20 protein-coding genes and 1 tRNA gene are annotated in these 20792 nt (G+C 63.3%); 8 read left to right on the top strand and 13 right to left on the bottom strand.

Features of this window, described 5'->3' with window-relative positions; genetic code table 11:
- Positions 1-7 precede the first annotated feature (7 nt).
- A complete protein-coding gene (locus tag FYJ92_RS06255; protein ID WP_255482330.1) occupies positions 8-643 on the top strand; it encodes a hypothetical protein in 636 nt (211 codons plus the stop codon).
- Positions 644-762: 119 nt separating this feature from the next.
- On the opposite strand, the gene FYJ92_RS06250 is transcribed toward FYJ92_RS06255, so the two are convergent.
- Both FYJ92_RS06250 and FYJ92_RS06245 read right to left on the bottom strand, forming a co-directional pair.
- Positions 763-2379 (bottom strand): cation acetate symporter, encoded by a 1617-nt coding sequence (locus FYJ92_RS06250; RefSeq protein WP_185263075.1) that lies wholly within the window; start codon positions 2377-2379, stop codon positions 763-765.
- Complete coding sequence (locus FYJ92_RS06245; protein ID WP_185263074.1) at positions 2376-2756, bottom strand: DUF485 domain-containing protein; 381 nt, start codon at positions 2754-2756, stop codon at positions 2376-2378. Before FYJ92_RS06245 ends, FYJ92_RS06250 begins: the two co-directional genes overlap by 4 nt.
- Positions 2757-2936: 180 nt before the next feature.
- On the opposite strand from FYJ92_RS06245, the gene FYJ92_RS06240 reads away from it, so the two are divergent.
- The 5 genes from FYJ92_RS06240 (at position 2937) to FYJ92_RS06220 (ending at position 7517) form a co-directional block, all read left to right on the top strand.
- Positions 2937-4127, top strand: coding sequence for a sensor histidine kinase (locus tag FYJ92_RS06240; protein WP_185263073.1), 1191 nt, complete (start codon positions 2937-2939; stop codon positions 4125-4127).
- 46 nt (positions 4128-4173) lie between these two features.
- Positions 4174-4899 (top strand): LytTR family DNA-binding domain-containing protein, encoded by a 726-nt coding sequence (locus FYJ92_RS06235; protein ID WP_185263072.1) that lies wholly within the window; start codon positions 4174-4176, stop codon positions 4897-4899.
- Complete coding sequence (locus tag FYJ92_RS06230) at positions 4896-5243, top strand: hypothetical protein (protein ID WP_185263071.1); 348 nt, start codon at positions 4896-4898, stop codon at positions 5241-5243. Before FYJ92_RS06235 ends, FYJ92_RS06230 begins: the two co-directional genes overlap by 4 nt.
- Before the next feature lie 7 nt (positions 5244-5250).
- Complete coding sequence (locus FYJ92_RS06225; protein ID WP_185263070.1) at positions 5251-6717, top strand: cation acetate symporter; 1467 nt, start codon at positions 5251-5253, stop codon at positions 6715-6717.
- A 62-nt stretch (positions 6718-6779) separates the two neighbouring features.
- Entirely contained in the window at positions 6780-7517 is a 738-nt protein-coding gene (locus FYJ92_RS06220) for a hypothetical protein (RefSeq protein ID WP_370526172.1), read from the top strand.
- Here the strand turns inward: FYJ92_RS06220 and FYJ92_RS06215 are convergent.
- The 6 genes from FYJ92_RS06215 to rpsB all read right to left on the bottom strand — a co-directional run bounded on the left by FYJ92_RS06215 (position 7498) and on the right by rpsB (position 12516).
- Positions 7498-8082 (bottom strand): DivIVA domain-containing protein, encoded by a 585-nt coding sequence (locus FYJ92_RS06215; RefSeq protein ID WP_185263069.1) that lies wholly within the window; start codon positions 8080-8082, stop codon positions 7498-7500. The genes FYJ92_RS06220 and FYJ92_RS06215 overlap by 20 nt on opposite strands.
- Positions 8083-8176: 94 nt before the next feature.
- Positions 8177-9100, bottom strand: coding sequence for a phosphatidate cytidylyltransferase (locus FYJ92_RS06210; protein WP_185263068.1), 924 nt, complete (start codon positions 9098-9100; stop codon positions 8177-8179).
- Positions 9100-9657 (bottom strand): ribosome recycling factor, encoded by a 558-nt coding sequence (gene frr / locus FYJ92_RS06205; RefSeq protein ID WP_185263067.1) that lies wholly within the window; start codon positions 9655-9657, stop codon positions 9100-9102. The genes FYJ92_RS06210 and frr overlap by 1 nt, the downstream gene beginning before the upstream one ends.
- Positions 9658-9782: 125 nt before the next feature.
- The gene (gene pyrH, locus FYJ92_RS06200) at positions 9783-10520 is read right to left on the bottom strand and encodes a UMP kinase (protein ID WP_185263066.1); all 738 of its coding nucleotides are present in this window, start codon (positions 10518-10520) and stop codon (positions 9783-9785) included.
- 127 nt (positions 10521-10647) lie between these two features.
- Entirely contained in the window at positions 10648-11484 is an 837-nt protein-coding gene (gene tsf / locus FYJ92_RS06195) for a translation elongation factor Ts (RefSeq protein ID WP_185263065.1), read from the bottom strand.
- Between the two features lie 129 nt (positions 11485-11613).
- Complete coding sequence (gene rpsB, locus FYJ92_RS06190) at positions 11614-12516, bottom strand: 30S ribosomal protein S2 (RefSeq protein WP_056348267.1); 903 nt, start codon at positions 12514-12516, stop codon at positions 11614-11616.
- Positions 12517-12919: 403 nt separating this feature from the next.
- On the opposite strand from rpsB, the gene FYJ92_RS06185 reads away from it, so the two are divergent.
- Complete coding sequence (locus FYJ92_RS06185) at positions 12920-13417, top strand: M23 family metallopeptidase (protein WP_185263064.1); 498 nt, start codon at positions 12920-12922, stop codon at positions 13415-13417.
- A gap of 40 nt (positions 13418-13457) precedes the next feature.
- Here FYJ92_RS06185 and FYJ92_RS06180 read toward each other — a convergent pair whose 3' ends face one another.
- The gene (locus tag FYJ92_RS06180; RefSeq protein ID WP_185263063.1) at positions 13458-14648 is read right to left on the bottom strand and encodes an acyl-CoA dehydrogenase family protein; all 1191 of its coding nucleotides are present in this window, start codon (positions 14646-14648) and stop codon (positions 13458-13460) included.
- Between the two features lie 226 nt (positions 14649-14874).
- On the opposite strand from FYJ92_RS06180, the gene FYJ92_RS06175 reads away from it, so the two are divergent.
- Complete coding sequence (locus FYJ92_RS06175) at positions 14875-17649, top strand: AAA domain-containing protein (protein ID WP_185263062.1); 2775 nt, start codon at positions 14875-14877, stop codon at positions 17647-17649.
- Positions 17650-17712: 63 nt separating this feature from the next.
- Here the strand turns inward: FYJ92_RS06175 and FYJ92_RS06170 are convergent.
- From FYJ92_RS06170 to FYJ92_RS06155, 4 genes are all read right to left on the bottom strand, one after another.
- Positions 17713-17786, bottom strand: a tRNA-Ile gene (locus tag FYJ92_RS06170).
- Between the two features lie 141 nt (positions 17787-17927).
- The gene (locus tag FYJ92_RS06165; RefSeq protein ID WP_185263061.1) at positions 17928-19124 is read right to left on the bottom strand and encodes a glycosyltransferase; all 1197 of its coding nucleotides are present in this window, start codon (positions 19122-19124) and stop codon (positions 17928-17930) included.
- Positions 19125-19253: 129 nt separating this feature from the next.
- Entirely contained in the window at positions 19254-20162 is a 909-nt protein-coding gene (locus FYJ92_RS06160) for a DMT family transporter (RefSeq protein ID WP_185263060.1), read from the bottom strand.
- Positions 20162-20785, bottom strand: coding sequence for a CDP-alcohol phosphatidyltransferase family protein (locus FYJ92_RS06155; RefSeq protein WP_185263059.1), 624 nt, complete (start codon positions 20783-20785; stop codon positions 20162-20164). The genes FYJ92_RS06160 and FYJ92_RS06155 overlap by 1 nt, the downstream gene beginning before the upstream one ends.
- Between the last annotated feature and the right edge of the window lie 7 nt (positions 20786-20792).

Raw genomic sequence — 20792 nt, 5'->3', positions numbered from 1 at the left:
CTCCATCGTGAGCAATCCTCAGGAACCGTACCAGCCGGTCCAGCCGGCGGCCTGGCCCGCACAACCAGCCGGGCAGCCCGGGAACCCTGGGCAGCACGGCGCGCCACCGCTGCCGGGCAACCCGCCGCATGGTGCGCCGGGACAGTATGGGGCACCTAGCCAGTACTCGTCAGATGGACCGTTCGGCCTGCCCGGACAGGAACCACCGGCGCGAAACCGCCGGAAGCTGTGGACCATCCTCGGCATTGTGGGCGGTGTCCTGCTGCTGGCGGTGGTCGGCGTGCTCATCCTGGTCAACGTTGTCAACGGAGCCACCAACCATGCCCGGGGCCTGGCTGACGGCTTCACTAAGCTGGTCATTGCGGGCGACAGTTCCAAGGCCTACGACGACTACCTTGACCCCGCACTCCATGAACAGCTGACCAAGGAAGAATTCATCGCCGGCATCAAGACGCTAAAGATGGATAAGACCTGCAAGCCGGCCTACAACCAGGTGAATGCCAGCACCGAGAACGGCACGAAGGCGGCCGACGTGGCCGGCCTCATCACCTGCGACGGCGACAAGAAGATCGACCTCGCCTACCGCTTCGAAGGCACCGACGAGCTGAGAATGATCAACATCAAGCTCAAGCCCCAGGCCTAGCGCGGCCTAGCGCCGGGAACCAGAGCAGAAAAGAGTCCCCATGCCTTATGGCCCGGGGACTCTTTTCTGTGGTTCAAGATCCGCTGCGACGATCAGCCAGCAGGATCGTTTTCAGGGTGTCAGTGGTCGACGGCTTTCTCCGCGCCAACACCGGTCAGGGAGCGAACTTCCATTTCCGCCTGCTTGGCGGTGTCCTCGCGCTTCTTGTCCAGCACCGTGCCCAGCCAGCCGAGCAGGAATGCCAGCGGGATGGACACAATGCCAGGGTTGCTCAGTGGGAAGAAGGCGAAGTTGGCACCAGGGATCATGGAGGTCTTCAGGCCGGAAACCACAGGCGAGAAGGCGATCAGGATGATGGCCGAGCCCAGGCCGCCGTACATGCTCCAGACCGCACCCTGGGTGGTGAACCGGCGCCAGAACAACGAGTAGACGATCGTCGGGAGGTTCGCCGACGCCGCAACGGCGAAGGCGAGCGCCACCAGGAAAGCCACGTTCTGGCCGTTGGCGAAGATGCCGCCAAGGATGGCCATCACCCCGATGACCACCACGGTGCGCCGCGCCACCTTGACCTCTGTCTCGGCGTCGGCCTTGCCCTTGGAGATAACGCTGGCGTAGATGTCGTGGGCGAAGGACGCTGCGGCGGTGATGGTCAGGCCGGCCACCACTGCCAGGATGGTGGCGAAGGCCACCGCGGAAATAAAGCCCAGGAGCAGTGGTCCACCGAGATAGAAGGCCAGCAGCGGGGCCGCCGAATTGACGCCGCCCGGGGCAGCCTTGATCGTTTCGGCTCCCACCAGCGCTGCAGCGCCGTAACCCAGGACCAGGGTGAACAGGTAGAAGAGTCCGATCAGCCCGATGGACCAGACTACGGATTTGCGGGCTTCCTTGGCGGTCGGAACCGTGTAGAAGCGCATCAGCACATGGGGAAGGGCAGCCGTTCCCAGGACCAGGGCGAGGGCCAGGGACATGAAGTCCAGCTTGGACGTCTCGGTCTTGCCGTACTGCAGGCCGGGGTTGAGCATGTTCGGGTTGCCCGAGGTTTCCACGGCGCCGCCTAGCAGGTCGGAGAGGTTGAACCCGTAGATGGCCAGCACCCAGAAGGTCATCACGGCAGCACCGGCAATCAGCAGGATCGCCTTGATGATCTGGACCCAGGTGGTGCCCTTCATCCCGCCGATCAGTACGTACATGATCATGAGGGCGCCGACGACGATGATCACCAGTGCCTGTCCGCCCCAGTCGCTGATGCCCAGCAGCAGCGAAATGAGGCTGCCGGCTCCGGCCATCTGCGCGAGCAGGTAGAAGAAGCAGACGGCGAGGGTGGAGATGGCCGCAGCGATGCGGACCGGCCGCTGCTTGAGCCGGAAGGAGAGGACATCGGCCATGGTGAACTTTCCGGTGTTGCGGAGCAGCTCAGCGACTAGCAGCAGGGCCACGAGCCAGGCAACCAGGAAGCCAATGGAATACATAAAGCCGTCGTAGCCGTTGATGGCGATGGCGCCGGTGATGCCCAGGAACGATGCGGCGGACAGGTAATCCCCGGCAATTGCCGTTCCGTTCTGGGAACCGGTGAACGAGCGGCCGGCCGCGTAGTAGTCCGCAGCGGTTTTGTTGTTCCGGCTGGCGCGCAGCACAATCACCATGGTGACGGCAACGAAAAGGCCGAAGATGCCCATGTTCAGCAACGTAGTGTCCTTGAGCGCGGCCACATCCACCGCGGTGGCAATTCCGATCATTTGGTGACTCCACTCACTCGGTTGCCGCCTTTGTCGAACTCATGGCCTTCGATTTCGTTGCGGATCTCCGCCGCGATGGGGTCCAGCCTCCGGTTGGAGTAGCTGACGTACCAGCCGGTGATGGCGAACGTGGAGATGAACTGCAGCAGGCCCAGGATCAGACCGACGTTGATGTTGCCCCACACTTTGGTGGACATAAAATCGACGGCGTAGTCAGCCAGCAGGACATACGCGAAGTACCACAGCAGGAATGCCACGGCCATGGGGAATACAAAGCTGCGGTGACGTTTGCGCAGTTCCTGGAACCGCTCTGTCGACTGGACCTGTTCGAAGTCCACGGACGCCGCTGCGTCCGGAGTGTGGGCATCGTTACCCATCGTTCCTCCTCATTGAGACTTGCCTGGTTCACACCGGCCGAGGCCTGCGGGCAGGATTCGGACAATGTGACTGCAATCACTCTGCGCTGCCGCGGGCAGCCATTCCAGAACCATGGCCGGAACGGTCGCTCAACGGTTACGATGCTGCGACTAACGGCACCCGCCGCTACGCTGGGCACCATGCCAGACTCCCCGCTCCTGACCGCCGCCGCAGTTGCGGTGATTGTACTGGCGATCGCCGTCGTCGTCGGCGTTGGCATCAAGCTGCTCCGGTCCTTCCGTGAGTTGGGCACCGACGCTGAGCGCGCCACGTACAACACCCTCCACGCTGCATCGAGTGCCGGCCAGCACCTTCGTACCGGCCTCAACCCGGCAGGCGCGGCCAAAGCGAGCCGGCAGCTACGGAACTTGCTGGGCTGTGAAGCGCTGGCCATCACCGATACGGCCGGTGTACTCGCCTGGGACGGTGCCGCCGAGGAACTGAAACCGCGGTTGATGGACCTGGCTGCAGACGTCCTGCTCGGCGGCCGGACCGCGGTGCTCCAGGCGCGGGACCTGGGTGCGGGACTGGCCTCCGGAAGCCTCGCCGCCGTCATCGCTCCGGTACGTGCCGGGTCAAGGGTGGTGGGCGTCGTGGCGGCGTTTGCCCCGTCGGCCGGCGCTGGCCTGGTCCGTGCCACCAGTGAAGTGGCGGACTGGGTGGCTGTCCAGGTGGAACTGGCTGAGCTGGACGCGTCCCGGACGCTGCTGATGGAAGCCGAGGTGCGGGCGCTGCGCGCCCAGATCAGTCCGCATTTCATCTACAACTCGCTGAACGCCATCGCGTCTTTCATCAACACGGACCCGGAGCGGGCGCGCGAACTCGTGGTGGAATTCGCCGATTTCACCAGGTACTCGTTCCGGCGCCACGGAGACTTCACCACGCTGGCGGAGGAACTGCGCTGCATTGACCGGTACCTGCTGCTGGAGCGTGCCCGATTCGGTGAGCGCGTCCAGGTCAGCCTGCGGATCGCGCCCGAAGTCCTGAGCACCGTCATCCCATTCCTCAGCCTCCAGCCGCTCGTGGAGAACGCCGTCAGGCACGGCCTGGAAGCCAAGGAAGGGGCGGGCCACATCACCATCACTGCCAACGATTCGGGCGCCTACGCGGAAGTGACCATCGAGGACGACGGCGTGGGGATGGACCCTGCCGAGCTCCAGTCGATGCTGGCCGGGCACCACGACGGCGACCATGTGGGGCTCCGCAACGTGGACGCCCGGCTCCGGCAGGTCTACGGTGACCAGCACGGCCTGGTGATCGAGACGGCCCCGGGAGAAGGAACGCTGATCACCATGCGCGTGCCCAAGTCCCAGCCCGGCCATGACGCCTGAACGCGGCAGTCTGATCCCAGCCGCCTCCGGCGGATAATGTAGGACCATGATTAATGTCCTCGTCGCCGACGACGAGCTACCCGCCGTGGAGGAACTGGCCTACCTGCTGGGCAAGGACGACCGGATCGGGGTCATCCACCGGGCTACGTCCGGCGCCGAGGCACTGCGGGCCCTGAACACCGAAAGGATTGACGCCGTCTTCCTGGATATCCATATGCCCGCCGTGTCCGGCCTTGACGTGGCACGCGCCATCACGCGCAGCAGCAAACCTCCGGCGGTGGTGTTTGTGACCGCGGACGAGGACTGCGCCCTGGAAGCCTTCGAACTGGCCGCCGTGGACTATCTGCTCAAGCCCGTCCGGGCCGAGCGGCTCTCCCGGTCGGTGGGCCGGATCAGCGAGCTGCTGCGCGACGGCGCCGCCGCCGCCGCCCCTGAGATGATCACCGTTGACCAGGGCGGCACCACCAGGATGATCAGGCGCGACGACGTCACGTACGTCCAGGCGCAGGGAGACTACGCCCGGCTGCACACCGCGGATGCCAGCTACCTGATCCGTGTGCCGCTGGCCGATCTGGAGCAGCAGTGGGCGGAGGCCGGGTTCATCCGGACGCACCGGTCTTACCTGGTTGCGCTGAAGCATGTGCAGTCCATGAAGCTGGCGGCGGACAAGCCCAGCGTCTCGGTGGCCGGCGCCGGCCTGCCCATCAGCCGCCGCCACCTTCCCATGGTCAGGGAAAAGCTGGAAGCCACCCGCATCCGGCCGCAGGCATGACCCGGGTCCGCGTCACCGCCCCGCGCTCTGCGCCCCGGCCCGCAGGGGAATCCCGCGAGGCGGCGGAGGAATCAGACGTGGGACAGGTCTTCGTCCGCTCCCTGATCCGTTCCCAGTTACGGCTGGCCCTGGTGGTGGCCATCGGGTTCCTGCTGATCCTGTCTGCGTTCCCGTTGCTGGCAGCCGTGCCGGGCTTGGCCGATACCCGGATTGCGGGTGTCCCGTTCGACTGGATCCTGCTGGGTGTCGGCATCTATCCGGTGATCGGCCTCAGCGCCTGGCTTTTTATCCGGGCCGCGGCACGGAATGAGACCCGCTACCGGGACCTGGCCGGGGACAAGTGATGGCCTGATGAATCCCGCCGTGGGTGTGATGGCACTTGTTATTGTTTCGCTGGCAACAGCCGCCATCGGGTTCTACGGGCTGCGCATTTCCCGGACCACCGGAGATTTCTACGTGGCCTCCCGGACTGTCAGGCCATGGTGGAACGCCTCGGCCATCGGCGGAGAGTACCTCTCTGCGGCGAGTTTCCTCGGCGTAGCCGGGCTGATCCTGCTGTCCGGTACCGACGCACTGTGGTTTCCCGTGGGCTACACCGCCGGCTACCTGATGCTGTTGCTCTTTGTAGCCGCACCGCTGCGCCGGTCCGGCGCCTACACAATCCCGGACTTCACCGAGGCCAGGCTGGATTCGCGCGCAGTCCGACGTGTAACCAGTGTGGTGGTGGTTGCGGTGGGCTGGCTCTACATCGTGCCGCAGCTCCATGGTGCGGCCCTGACCATCCGGATCAGCACGGGGCTGCCGGCCTGGGTGGGTTCCGCCGCAGTGGTGGTTGTGGTGTGCCTGACCGTTGTGGCCGGCGGCATGCGCTCCATCACCTTTGTGCAGGCCTTCCAGTTCTGGCTGAAGCTCACAGCCCTTGCTGTGCCCGTCCTGTTCATCGTGTTTACGCTCGCCGGTGACGGGGAAGCCGCTGTGGCCCCCGCCGTCGTGAATCCCACCGGGCTGGCCCCGGCCGGGCCGTACCAGAACATCTCGCTGCTGGTGGCGCTGCTGTTCGGCACGCTGGGACTCCCTCACGTCCTGGTCCGCTTCTACACGAATCCGGACGGACACTCGGCCCGGCGGACCACCCTGATCGTGCTCGGGCTGCTCTCGGTGTTTTACCTGTTTCCCACCGCCTACGGGCTGGTGGGGCGGATGTTCGCGCCCGAACTCGCCCGATCAGGGCAGCCGGACGCCGTGGTTCTCCTGCTGCCGGGGCAGCTGATCGGTGGAACCGCCGGCGATCTGCTCTCCGCGTTGGTGGTGGCCGGAGCCTTTGCCGCATTCCTGTCCACCACCTCCGGCCTGGTGGTCTCCTTGGCGGGCGTAATCAGCCAGGACGTGCTGGGCGGCGGTGTGCGGGGATTCCGGCTCGCCGCCGTCGTCTCGGCCGTGGTCCCGCTGGGATTTGCCGTGATGTCCGATTCCCTGGCCCTGGCCGGCAGCGTGGGCCTGGTGTTCGCGTTTACGGCCTCCACCGTCTGCCCGGTGCTCCTGCTGGGCATCTGGTGGCGCGGGCTCACCGATGCCGGCGCCATCGCCGGCATGGTGACCGGCGGCGTCCTCTGCGGTGGCGCCATGGTGTGGGGAACCGTTATGGGCGCCGCCGGCACGCCGTTCTGGCTAGCCCAGCCGGCGGCGTGGACGGTGCCTGCCGCCTTTGCCGTGACAGTGCTTGTCTCCCGGGCAACAAAACATCGGATTCCGCGGACCATGGCGCGTGTCATGACCCGGCTGCACACGCCGGAGCGGCCGTTGGCCACCGAACGCTGATCTTACCCGCACAAGCGGTCCTGGGCTTCCCGCCGGGCGGCCGGAGGGAGGACAATTGCGGCATGTCCACGCAGGACGGAAGCACCCCCAACGAGGCGGACGGCGTCCCGCCGTCGGTCCGGGCGCAGCTGCTCGCCACCGAGCATTGGAGCCTGCTCGCATCCCGCAGCACTACACAGGCTGAGGTGCTGACCCGCATCAGCATGTTCCTGATGTTCACCTCCGCCAGCCTGGTCAGCCTGGCGCTGGTGGGTCAGGCCACCAGGTTCTCGGACATGTTCATGGTCCTGGCCGGAGTGGTGCTCTTCGTGGACATCGTCATCGGCTGCCTCACGCAGGTCCGGGTTTTCAATGTTGCGTACGAGGACCTGATGTATGTGCTCGCGATGAACCGACTGCGGGCGGCCTACGTTGACCTCGACCCGGGCATCGCCCGGTACTTCATGACCTCCGCGCACGACGACCTGCCAGCTTCCGTCCAGACGTACGACTTCCTGGGGAGCCGCAACCCACTGAGCCATGTGGCAGGAAGCAGCATGACTTTCATCAGCACAGCGAACTCGGCGCTCATCGCCATCATGGCAGGGCTGCTGACATCCCTCTTCGGGACCGGCGTCGCTGGTGCGGCCGCCGAAGGGGCAGTGTTCGGTGGCTTTTTTCACCGTTTCGTCGGTCTACGGCTACAGGACGTATATGGCAGTTTGGCGCCAATTCACGCCTGTGTCCCCCACGCCCAGGCAAAGTCATTGAGCCTGGTCCGGGCAGTGTGCCGGGAAGCTTTCAGTCGATGGCCGCCATGAGTTCAACCACGCGGTCCAGGAACGCATCGACCTGCGTCTCTTCGTAGCCGTCCTTGCCGACGGCGGGACGGAAGACCACCCGGCGGACGTTGTCCACGCTGAGCGGCTTGTCCTCTTCGAGGTAGCCGATCAGGTCGTAGCAAAGGTTGTCCACATCCAGGATGTTGTAACTGCGGGCCTTCTTTTTTGACGGGCGCCGGAAGCGCTGACCGTCAGGCCGGTGAAGGCGGCCTCGGAGGATTCCGGAGAGGCTGCCGATCTCCCGCAGCCAGGCATCCTCGCCCTTGGCGGCGATCAGTTCGTCCCGTTCGCGGCGGGCGAAGGCGTCTTCGAGCCGGTCCAGCGCTGCGTCGACGACGGCGGCAGCGTAGCCGCCCTTGACCGGGTCAAAAGAGACGCCCCGGACATCGGCGCTGGTGACGGCATGGACGGTGGCCTTCGGCGTTTCAAGTGCCACCCTGGCCCGCTGGAGGAACTGGTCCACCTGTTTAGCGTTGTACCCGAATTCGTTGCCCCGCACGCGCTCAAACGACGCGGGAGTTTTCCTTTGAAAGTCCAATGCCACTGTTGTTCCTTTGTTGCTCTTCAGCTGGGTCAGGTTACGCACCAGTCTATTGGCGCTGCCGGTGCTCCGGCGGAGGTGGGCAGTTAAGGTCGTATCAGACGCCCGCGACCAGTGCGAACAGCACAAATGCCACGGGACAGGCGAAGACGATGGAATCCAGCCGGTCCATGACGCCCCCATGTCCGGGCAGGATGCTGCTCATGTCCTTGATTCCCAGTTCCCGCTTGACCATCGACTCGGCCAGGTCTCCTGCGGTGGACGCTGCAACGACGCCAACCGCAAGGATCACCCCCACCCACCAGGGTTTGTCCAGCAGGAAAATACTGGCGAGGATGCCGATCAGCATGGCCCCCGCCACGGATCCGGCGAAGCCCTCCCACGATTTCTTGGGGCTGATTTTGGGGGCCATGGGATGTTTGCCCAGCGACGCGCCTACGAGATAGCCGAACGTATCGTTCGAAACCACCAGCAGGAGCATCACGGCCACCTGCCAGGCCCCGGGTGGCACGGTCCCGCCAGGCCAGAGACCCACCGGGGTGGCGACACCGACGGCGTGCAGCGGCAGCGCCGCGAAACTGATGAAGAACGGCACCCAGCCCAGCGTGAACACGCCGGCAAAGATGCTGTTCGCTGATCCCGCCGGGCTCTCCACTGAACGCCAGAGGAGAACTGCAACGCAGCTCAGGAGCATGGCGAAAAGGAGGCTCTCAAGACCGCCGAAATAGGCGGCAAACGGCATACCGACTGTACCCACCATGACCGGGACGATGGGCATCCTGGTTCCGTTCGCCTCCAGGGCGCGGAAGATCTCCCAGACTCCGAAGACCGCGAACCCGGTGGTGACGGCCACGAATCCGAGCGGGAGGAAAACAAGTCCGCCCAGCACGCCGATCAGCATAGCCAGACCCACCACAATGGCTGCCGGAAGATTCCGGCCGGCCTTGGGTGTCGGATTACTCCGCAACTGTTTCCCCTTGGTGCGCGCCCTTTGTGTGGGGGCCTGCTCTGCCTGGCTCATCAGACTTCGAGCAGCTCTGCTTCCTTGCGCTTAAGCAGCTCGTCAATGCCGTCCACGTGCGCTTTGGTCAGGCCATCCAGTTCCTTTTCGGCACGGCTGCCTTCGTCCTCGCCGGCTTCGCCGTCCTTGACCAGCTTGTCCAGCGTCTCTTTGGCCTTGCGCCGGATGTTGCGGATGGAGATCTTCGCGTCCTCGCCCTTGGTCTTGACGATCTTGACGTATTCCTTGCGGCGTTCCTGGGTCAGGTCCGGGATGGTGATTCTGATGACGTTGCCGTCGTTGGAGGGGTTGGCACCCACCTCGGAATCACTCAGGGCCCGCTCGATGTCGCGCAGCGCGGTCTTATCGAACGGCGTGATGAGGATGGTGCGCGCATCCGGAATGGCGAAGGAAGCGAGCTGCTGCAGCGGGGTGGGCGAACCGTAGTAGTCCACCAGGACCTTGTTGTAAAGGCCCGGGTTTGCCCGTCCGGTGCGGATCGAGGCGAAGTCTTCCTTGGCTACCTCTACTGCCTTGTCCATCTTCTCTTCGGCTTCGAGCAAGGTTTCTTCGATCACGGTCTCTCCTCAGAAATCAGTGCAGTCCGGATACCGGTTCCCTGCACAATCTTGGTTCAGTGTTCCTGGTTCCATTGTTGCCCGGCCGCGGCCATGGAACCGTACTCAGATCATCCTAGCTGCAGCTACGGGGTCACCAGGGTACCGAGCTTTTCACCCAGGATGGCGCGGGTGACGTTCCCTTCGCCTTCCATCCCGAAAACCACCATGGACAGGTTGTTGTCCTTGCACATGGTCATTGCCGTCTGGTCCATGACCCGGATGTCGCGGCGCAGGGCGTCGTCGTAGCTCAGGGTGTCCAGCTTCTCGGCAGTGGGGTCCTTATTCGGATCCGCGGTGTAGACGGCGTCCACGCCGCTCTTGGCCATCAGGACAACGTCCGCGTGGACTTCCAGGGCGCGCTGGGCGGCAACGGTGTCCGTGGAGAAGTACGGCAGGCCGGCGCCGGCGCCGAAGATGACCACGCGGCCCTTTTCCATGTGCCGGATGGCCCGGCGCGGAATGTACGCCTCGGCGACCTGGCCCATAGTGATGGCGCTCTGCACGCGGGTTTCCACGCCGGCCTGCTCCAGGAAGTCCTGCAGCGCCAGGCAGTTCATGACGGTACCGAGCATGCCCATATAGTCCGCGCGCGAGCGGTCCATGCCGCTCTGGGACAGTTCCGCACCACGGAAGAAGTTACCGCCGCCGACGACGATTGCGACCTCGACGTCGGGGACCGCCGCAGCGATCTGCTTGGCGACATCGCGGACGGTGTCGGGATCAACGCCCAGCTTGCCGCCGCCGAAGACCTCGCCGGACAACTTCAGGAGGACGCGGCGCCTGCTTTTCTCTGGCTGGCTTGAAGAATTGACGGCTTCCATGGGTGCCTTCCCGTTGGTGAACTCTGAAAAAGGTTATCGTGCCGGGTGGCCAAAGGTCTCATCGGACGTTTAGCCGGTGCATGCAAAAGGGGCGGCCACCGAAGTGGCCACCCCTTTGCGGATTCGGCTAGGAGCCGACGCGGAAACGTGCGAAGGACGTGCCCTTGACGCCGGCCTCTTCGAGAACCTGCGCCACAGACTTCTTGGCGTCCTTGGCGAACGCCTGGTCAACCAGGACCTCACCCTTGTAGAAGCCTGTTACGCGGCCTTCCACAATCTTGGTCATTGCCGCCTCGGGCTTGCCTTCAGCCTTGGCAGTCTCTTCGGCAATGCGACGCTCGGACTCGACCAGGTCGGACGGTACGTCTTCCCGGGTCAGGTAGTTCGGGGACATCGCTGCGATGTGTACTGCAATGTCGTGTGCGGCGGTGGCAGCGGCTTCGCCTTCACCGTCAACAGCGAACAGGACGCCGACCTGGGCCGGGAGATCCTTGGACGTCTTGTGCAGGTAAGCGTCCACAGTGCCGCCCACAATGCGGGAGAGCTTGCGGACAACAACCTTCTCGCCGAGGATTGCGCCTTCTTCGACGACAACCTCGGACAGCGGCTTGCCGTCAACTTCGATGGCCAGGAGGGTGTCGAGATCGGCAGCGCCGGACTCCACAGCCACGGCCAGGACCTTGTCAGCCAGCTGGATGAACTTGTCAGCCTTAGCCACGAAGTCGGTCTCGCAGTTGACTTCGATCATAACGCCGACGCCGTTGCTGACCTTGGCGGCCACCAGGCCTTCAGCGGTGGAGCGGCCTTCGCGCTTCGTAGCGCCCTTGAGGCCCTTGATGCGGATGATCTCGATGGCCTTTTCGGCGTCACCGTTGGCTTCGTCAAGAGCCTTCTTGACATCCATCATGCCGGCGCCGGTGCGCTCGCGCAGAGCCTTGATATCGGCGGCAGTGTAGTTCGCCATGGGAACCCCTCTGTCTAGAAAATGTATGTGGTGTACGGACCGACAGGACAGCGGCTCACCGGGTGAGCCGCCATCCTGTCAGGTGCTCCGGCGCTGCGGGCAGCGCCGGAGAATCCGGATTTACTTGTCTTACTTGTCAGCGTCGGCGGCAGGAGCCTCGGCGGCAGCCGGAGCTTCCTCGGCAACCGGGGCTGCTTCTTCAGCTGCCGGAGCGGCAGCTTCTTCAGCAGCCGGAGCAGCCTCAGCAGCAGGAGCTTCTTCAGTCTTGCTGCCTTCGAGGAGTTCGCGCTCCCACTCAGCCAGCGGCTCTTCCGGAGCTTCCGTGGTGCCCGTGGCGCGGTTGTGGCGGGCGATGAGGCCCTCCGCAACGGCGTCGGCGACAACGCGGGTCAGCAGGTTGACGGAGCGGATGGCGTCGTCGTTGCCCGGGATCGGGAAGTCAACTTCGTCAGGATCGCAGTTGGTGTCCAGGATGGCCACAACCGGGATGTTCAGCTTCTTGGCTTCGTCAACGGCCAGGTGTTCCTTCTTGGTGTCCACGATCCAGAGCACGGACGGCGCCTTGGTCAGGTTGCGGATACCGCCGAGGTTGGTTTCCAGCTTGGTGAGTTCACGGCGAAGGAGCAGCAGTTCCTTCTTCGTGTACGCGGAACCGGCGACGTCGTCGAAGTCGATCTCTTCCAGTTCCTTCATGCGCTGGATGCGCTTGGAAACAGTCTGGAAGTTGGTCAGCATACCGCCGAGCCAGCGCTGGTTCACGTAGGGCTGTCCAACACGGGTAGCCTGCTCAGCGATGGATTCCTGGGCCTGCTTCTTGGTGCCGACGAAGAGTACGGTGCCGCCGTGTGCAACGGTGGCCTTTACGAACTCGTAGGCGCGGTCGATGTAGGACAGCGACTGCTGAAGGTCAATGATGTAGATGCCGTTGCGCTCCGTGAAGATGAATCGCTTCATCTTCGGGTTCCAACGGCGGGTCTGGTGTCCAAAGTGGACGCCGCTGTCAAGCAGCTGGCGCATAGTTACGACGGGCATGCCGGCGCTCCTTCCGGCAGGTCATTCATGAGAGAACCTTTTCAGGCTCTCTTACCCTGCCAATAGTTGACGGTTATTTAGCGTGGCCCAAGACGGGCCGTGCTCCTGGCATCCATTGCGACCCTTACCAGGACCGCGAGGCCCTGACCGCAAGAGACACAATCCTCCTTATACAAAGCCGGGGCTTCAGATTTGGAGGGCTGGATACGCGTAGTCAGTTGCTGCTCCCCCGCATTCCTGAATGAGGCGTGCCGACGCAAGCGTTGAGGGCACAGCAAACTGCTCCACCAAGTGTACTACAGGAGCCAATAACCGCTGGACTACCCGGGGCCCTCGGCGGGCGTTTTCCACATGGCCAAAGTGGGCACTCCCCATCAGGGATCCGGCACGTAAAGCTGGGTTCATGAAAGCATCACTCGTCCTCGCCGCCGCGCTACTGCTTCCAGCCACGGCGGCCCCAGCAGGTACAGCGCCGCGCGATTCCTGGGAGTGGCCGCTCTCCCCCAGGCCCGCGGTGCTGCGCGCCTTTGACCCTCCGGACAAGCCGTGGATGAGCGGGCATCGTGGCGTGGACCTTGAGGCAACGCACGACGGCGTCCCGGTCACCTCGCCGGAGTCCGGCACCGTCAGTTTTGTGGGAGTGGTAGTGGACCGCCCCGTGATCACCATCGATCACGGAGGCGGTCTCCGCAGCAGTTTTGAGCCGGTCCACAGCCCGCTCACGGCGGGAACCCTGGTGGCGAAGGGCGAACCCATCGGAACGCTGCAACCCGGGCACTGCGGCGCCATTGCCTGCGTCCACTGGGGCGTCCGGCGCGGGGACGCCTACGTCAATCCGCTGGAATTCGTCACGGACCTCCGCCCGTCCATCCTGTTGCCCCTGGGGCCGGACACGGGCTGACGGCTGACGGACGACGGCTGACGGCTGACGGCTGACGGCACTAGACGATGGCAGAGATCCCGGTGATGGCTCGACCGGTCACGAGGGTGTTGATCTCGTGGGTTCCCTCATACGAGTAGATGGCTTCGGCATCTGCAAAGATCTTGGCCATCTCGAAGTCCGTCACGATGCCGTTGCCGCCCAGGAGGCTGCGGCCGATCGCAACACTCTCGCGCATCCGGGCGGTGGTGAATGCCTTGGCCAGGGCGGACTGTTCGTCCTTGGCCTGGCCGGCATCCTCCAGCTGGGAAAGCCGGACCATCATGCCCATCGAGCTGACCGCATTCCCCAGGATCTGCACCAGCTGGCTTTGGACGAGCTGGAACGACGCCAGCGGACGGCCGAACTGGTGGCGTTCCACGGCGTAGCGGCGGGCCACGTCAAAGGCTGCCAGCTGCTGGCCAACAGCCTGCCAGCCGACGGACAGCCGAGTGACCTTCAGGACCTTGTTGGTGTCGCGGAAGCTGTTGGCGCCTGCCAGCTTGAAGAAGTCCGGAACCACGACGTTCTCCAGGACTATGTCTGCGTTCTGGACGGTCCGGAGGGAGATCTTGTTTTCGATCTTGGTGGCGCTGAACCCGGGCAGCGCCGTATCTACGAGGAAGCCCTTGACCTGGTTGTCGGCGAGGTCCCGGGCGTAGATGACCACCCAATCCGAGAATGTAGCGTTGCCGATCCAGCGCTTGTCGCCATTGAGGATCCAGGTGTCGCCGTCGCGCTGTGCTGTGGTGCGCGTGCCGCCGGCCACGTCGGAACCGCCCAGGGGTTCGGTGAGCCCGAATGCGCCGATCTTCTTCAGCGAATAGATATCCGGGAGCCAGGCGTCCTGCTGTTCCTGGGAGGCAAGGGCTTCGATGGAGCCGGTGAACAGTCCGTCGTGCACGCCCATGAAGGTAGCGATGGAAGTATCGGCGCGGGTGGCCTCGGCGTGGACCAGGCCGGCAAACAGGTTGGAGTAGCCCTGGCGCCGCACCGGGCTCACCAGGTCAATTTCGGCCAGCTTGGGAATGAGTTCCATGGGGAACTCGCCTCGGTTCCAGCAGTCCACGGCAATCGGCCGGACTTCGCGGGCAAGGAAACCACGGATCTCGGCGAGCCGGTCCTGCTCCTTGGCGGTGAGAAGCTGCTCGAAGGCGAAGAAGTCGCCGTCGGCGTACGGAAGGTTGTTGATGTCAATGGATTTCTTAGACATGGTTTTCCTCGCTAGGGATCAGTGCTGATGGACGGCTCCAAGGCGCGAACATCCCCGGAAGTTCATTAAGTTACTGGTCAGTAACTTACAGCATCGGCCTTACCCTCCGCAACGGTGGCGATGGAAGGAAGCTGGACCTGCTAACGCCCAGGCGGTCGATCGGTGCAGAGAACTTCGATAACGTCGGGTGCAAGGATGTTGCATCTTATTACTTGGGGGAATTGTATTGACTGACCCACACCGCGAGGCCGTTCTCATCCGGAGCAGGGACCAGCCCGGATTTCATGACAAAACCTCGCAAGTTTTGGATTACGTTGTCGCCGCCGACTTCACCTTCGTTACATTCCAGCCAGCCAGCAGCCCGCGGAAATACAGGTATTCGGCCCAGAACGTCATGATTCTGCGCAACCCGACACGCGAACCCATCGAGGATAGGGACTGTGTCAGCATCCGTGGAGATCCCGTGCAGGGAGTGACGGAGGTGTGGCGTTTTGACGGTCCAGGCCAGACCTGGTGGCGCGTTTTCTCCTTAACCAGCGGACGCGAAGACTATAGGACATGCAGGCAGGACGAGATCAGCATTGTCCACGCTGCGGAGGACGCCACCGAAGCTTACGACGTCCTCAACTACTGGCACCACGTCGTTTCCCATCTCGGGCAGGACGATCCATTGCGCCCCCTATACAAGAACTTTCGGGCCGTCCCCCAGGGGAGCATCCTCGATCTCTACCTTCGCGGCGAAGCCCTGGATGCCTCGGCGGAAATCGGGGAACTTATTTTCCCATTTTCGTCAAACCTTAGCCAGCGCGAGGCTCTGATGAAAGGCCTCACCCACCGTATCTCGGTCATCGACGGGCCGCCGGGAACAGGAAAGACGCAAACAATACTGAACCTGGTTGCCAACATCATCCGTTCCCCGGGGACAACTGTGGGCATTGTGTCTTCCAATAATGCCGCGGTGGAAAACGTCCGCGACAAGCTCGCGCGGGAAGGGCTCGGCCACGTCGTTGCAGACTTGGGGCGTAGCGACGTGAGACGTAAGTTCTTCGCGGGACAACACGCCGAAAACGTCGAGGTGCAACGCCAAGCCGGGCGCTCAACTGTGTCCTTGCCAGCAGCCGGTCGGATTTCGGACCTCGACAAGCAACTCCAGCACTTGCAGGTGATGGCCCGGGAGCTGGCTATGCGGCGGCAGGAGCTGGATGCCTACAAACTTGAACGGCGTCACTTCAGCCAACATGTCGACAGTCACGAACTGCCCCCGCTTCCGGCATTGACACTCCTGAAGCGGCCGTCCAACCGTATCCTCGAATTCCTCGCCCAGACAGCGGCCGTTCCAGCGAATGAAAGTCGCCTCAAAAGAGTTTTTCGACGGTTCAAGGGCCGTTTTCGATATGGATCCACGAAGCACATCGATCCAGACAACACGGACGTAATCCTGCGTCTCCAGGCTGCTTTCTACGACAGCAAAATTGCGGAGTTGGAACAGCAAATGGAGCGAGCGAAAGCGCAGCTCGATCAGAACGACTGCCCCGGTCTCGAAGACGAACTAAGGCACTTGTCACGACAAGCGCTGGACGCCAGTCTGTACCAGCGCTATTCCGGTGGCCGGTCTCAAGGCTATTCGGACGACACTTATCGCCGGGACTTCACGAACTTTGCCAACGATTATCCAGTGATCTTGAGTACCTGCCACTCGCTACGGCGAAGCATCCCGGCTGGCTTCCTGCTGGACTACCTGATCATCGATGAAGCGTCCCAGGTGGACCTTCTAGTCGCGGGCGTGGCGCTTTCCTGCGCACGGAACGTCATCGTGGTGGGGGACCTGCAGCAGCTACAGCACATAGCGGCGAAGGGTGCATCCGAGCGCGCCCGGCCAGCACCTGCGCCAAGTTACGACTATGGGCGGCACAGTATCCTGTCCTCAATCATCGAGCGCTTCGGCACCGACCTCCCCCGCACAATGCTCCGGGAGCACTACCGCTGCGACCCTGCCATCATCGATTTCTGCAACAAGAAGTTTTACGGTGGGCAACTCGTTCCGTACACGGTCAGTGACCCGGACAACAAGGCGCTCATAGTGGTACGCACAGCTAAGGGAAACCACATGCGGCAGCACGTGGGCGGTCGCACCAACCAACGGGAAGCGGACGTTATTGCAGAGGAAGTCCTGCAAGAATTCTGCTCAGACACACGGCCTGAAGACATAGGTGTGGTCACACCGTACCGTCTGCAAGTGGACAAAGTGGCGGAAGCCCTCGTCAACACCATCCAGGCTGACACCGTCCACAAGTTCCAGGGCCGCGAGAAGGAAGTCATCATCATGAGCACGGTCCTGGACGAGACCAAAAACGGACGTTTCGGGGTTGAATTTGTGGATAACCCGCAACTGGTCAATGTGGCGGTATCCCGGGCGGTCAAACGGTTCATATTGGTGACGAATTACGACATGCTGCCGGCCAGCCGTCATCTTCGCGATCTGGTCCAGTTCATCCAGTACCAGGATCCCGAGCACGGCGTGTTCGATAGCGCAGTCGTATCTGTATTCGATCTCCTCTACAAGGAGTACTCGGCGGTGCTCCGGCCCTTGGCTGCCCGCCTTCAAAACACGTCCAAGTTCGCTTCCGAAAACATCGTGTGGACGCTGCTCCTCGAAATTCTTGCCGAGGCAACCTACACGGATTTGGCCGTTGCTCAGCAGGTCGTTTTACGCAATCTGCTCCCCGACCTGTCCAGGCTCACGGCCCAGCAGATGGCCTACGTGCGCAACCGCGCCACGGTGGACTTCGTCATATACAACCGCATCACCAATGTGCCTGTCCTCGCTGTGGAAGTTGACGGTTTTGCCTTCCACGAGGCTGATCCTTTGCAACGAGTCCGGGACGGCTTCAAGGATGCGATCTGCCTCGCGCACGGCATTCCTCTCCTGCGGCTGCCAACCACCGGGAGCGGCGAAGAACACGTGATCCGCCAAAAGCTCGCCACAGCCATTCTTGATTAGGCATCCGTCTGAGACACGTATGCCCTCCGGTTTGCGTGAACGCAGACCGGAGGGCACACACAGTAGGGCTACTCGGACTTGAACCGAGGACCTTAGGATTATGAGTCCCGCGCTCTAACCAGCTGAGCTATAGCCCCCCGCCCTTCCCAGCGTGGTCCGTGGAGGACTTCAGCTTCAGCAGGGCAAAAACACTCTAGCAAAAAGTGGCGGGCATGAAGACCACGCAGCCATGACGCCGGGCCACGGCCAGGCTGGAGCGAGCAGTTGCCAGATCGCAGTCAGACTGCTTTGTCGTCGTAGCTTGCACCCCGGTAGAGGTCCTCGAAGGTCTGCAGCGTTCCCTCGATACTATGCGGTTCAACCATCCGCCGGCTGGCCTGGCCCATTGCCGCCCGTTCGTCGGCCGGCAACTGGAGGATCTTCGTGATCTTGGCTGCGAGGTCGTCGCTGTCGTTGGGCGTGAAAAGATAGCCATTCTCGCCATCGCGCACCAGGTGCGGCAGTGCCATGGCATCCGCGAGCAGGACGGGAGTGGAGGCAGACATAGCTTCAAGGGTCACCAGGGACTGAAGCTCAGCGGTCCCCGGCATGCAGAACAGGTCTGCCCTGATGTAGGCCTCACGGAGGTCGTCATCGCTGGCCAGTCCCAGGAACTTCACCCGCTCCCCCATTCCGAGACGTTCCGCCTGCGATTCAAGAGCCGAACGGACTTCGCCGCCGCCCACAATCTCCAGGCAGACGTTGAGATCCGCGGGCGTTTTGGACACGGCATTGATCAGCACGTCCACGTGCTTTTCCTCGGCCAGGCGCCCCACAAAGACCACTGTGGGATGGGCGTGCGGTTCGATAACTTCACCTGGCTGCAGCTCGTAGGCTGCGGAGTCGATGCCGTTGGAGAGTGGCAGTACCTTGTGCAGGAAAGCGTGCTGGTGCATGGCCTTGGCGGCCAGGGGTGTGGGCGTGGTGACGACGTCGGCCTGGCCCATGACCTTGCCCATGTCCTTCCAGGAGATCTTGCCGATGATGTCCTTGAACCACTGCGGGAACGGCAGGAACGGGTTGAGGTTCTCCGGCATGAAGTGATTGGTGGCCACAATTCTGATGCCCCGCTTCGCCGCTTCATAGAGGACGTGCTCCCCGATCATGTAGTGGCTCTGGATATGCACTACATCGGGCTGGATCCGATCGAAAAGGAGGCCGATCTCCTTCTTGATTTCCCAAGGGAAACAGATGCGGAAGTATTCGTGGGTGAAGACCCCGTGCGAGCGGAGCCGGTGCACGGTCGCCTCGGAGCGGAACTCGGTGAAGCTCGCGCCGTTGTCCGCGCGGCAGGCGAGCACATGCACATTGTGGCCTCGGCCCGTCATACCCTTCGCGAGCCGGTAGCTGAACTGGGCGGCCCCGTTGATGTGGGGCGGATAGGTATCCGCGGCAATCAGTACGGTCAAGGGTCGCTGGTCAGAGGGCGTTGTCACGTGGAGAGCTCCTGAAGGTCACGGTGCGGGCAGCTGTCGCTGGCTGCACCGGTGGGCCGCCGGCAAGGTAGCGCGGGGCCTATTAGTGAAAATCGGCTGGTCATGAAGTGGGCTAGTCGGGTAAACAGGCTAGTGGGACGCCCTGCCCGCCGCCTTCCGCGCATCTTTCCTGCGCTTGGCGACCTCGGGATGGTGCCTGGAAAGGGCGATCACCCCCACGATAGCAAGCGAAGCAGCCGTAGCCATGGCAATCGCCATCACGGCGTGGACGTCCGGGCGCAGCTCACCCAGGATCACGATGCCGATGGCGATGCCAACGATCGGGTCGATGACAGTCAGCCCGGCGATGACAAGGTCCGGCGGGCCGCCCGAGTAGGCGCTCTGCACAAACCACGAACCCAGGCCGCCGGCCGCAGCGATGGCCACCACCGAATACCACTGGACATTGAGCAGTGCCAGCCCGTTCGGATCCAGCAGGTGTTTGCCGATGATACGTGTCAGGACCGCGACGAAGCCGAACAGCACGCCGGCGCCGAGGATGTAAACAAACGCGCCCATCCGGTGCCGGAACATGACCGCGAGGGTGCCGAACACGCCGACGGCCAGTGCCAGCAGCAACACGATGGTGAGCTCGTCCTCCTGGTTCACGTGGTGGTTCTCCTGCGTCACGTTGACGGCGAGGAGGACAAAGAATGCGGAGCCGGTCACGCAGGCCGCGATGGACACCATGGTGGCCCGGTTGATGGTGATGTCCTGGTCCCGGGCGTTCACCACCGTGGTAATGACCAGCGCAATGGCGCCGATCGGCTGTACCACCGTCAGCGGCGCGGAGACCAATGCCACCGCGTTCATTCCCATCCCGACGCACAGCAGGAGAAGTCCCAGCACCCACCGCGGATTGCGGAGCAGACGGAGGAAGCCGTTAGAACTCAGCGCCAGCCCGCCGGTGTCGGCTTTGACTGCACTCCCCTGCTTCTGCGCTCCGAAGGCCAGGCAGAATGCCCCAAGCACCGCCAGCAGAACGGCCACCCACACCATCAGCCGGTGCCGCCGTCGTGATGGGACTGCTGACGGCCCTTGCGCAGAATCGCCCAGAAATAGTTGTAGGCGGCAATCCAGTGGCCGGCAAGCCCGAGTCCCAGCACGATCCAAGCGGCAACGTACAGCGGCCCGGCAATCGGGGTGTCCAAACGCGACAGGACCAGCAGCGGTGTGCCCAGAAGCAGGAATCCGGTGCGAACCTTGCCTACACGGCTCACCGGCAGGTCCGGATGGCCGCCGAAGTAGGAGAGGGTCAGCACCAGGAGCACGGCGTCCGGCACCAGGAGTGCGGCCAGATACAGCCAATGGACGACGCCGGCAATCACCAGGGTGACCGCCACCGCGATCAGGGCAAGCCGGTCCGCCAGCGGGTCCATGACCCGGCCGAGCTTGGACGCCTGGTCGAAGCGGCGGGCCACATACCCGTCAATCCAGTCGGTTCCCGCCATGACCACCAGAACCACCACGGCGGCCCCATATTCCTTCTGGGCCAGGACCAGCCAGACAAAAAGCGGCACGCCCATAAAGCGCAGCACCGTCAGGGCGTTGGGGAGGGTGAAAACGCGGTCGTGGTCAGTTTGGGGGCGGCCGGGTCGCGCGCCAGCGCCAATGAACCTCACTCCGCCC

Origin of the sequence: Pseudarthrobacter sp. NBSH8 (genome assembly GCF_014217545.1) — a bacterium.
GTDB lineage: Bacteria > Actinomycetota > Actinomycetes > Actinomycetales > Micrococcaceae > Arthrobacter.
Note: the sequence above shows the minus strand (reverse complement) of the source record. Positions and strands in the feature narration are given on the sequence as shown.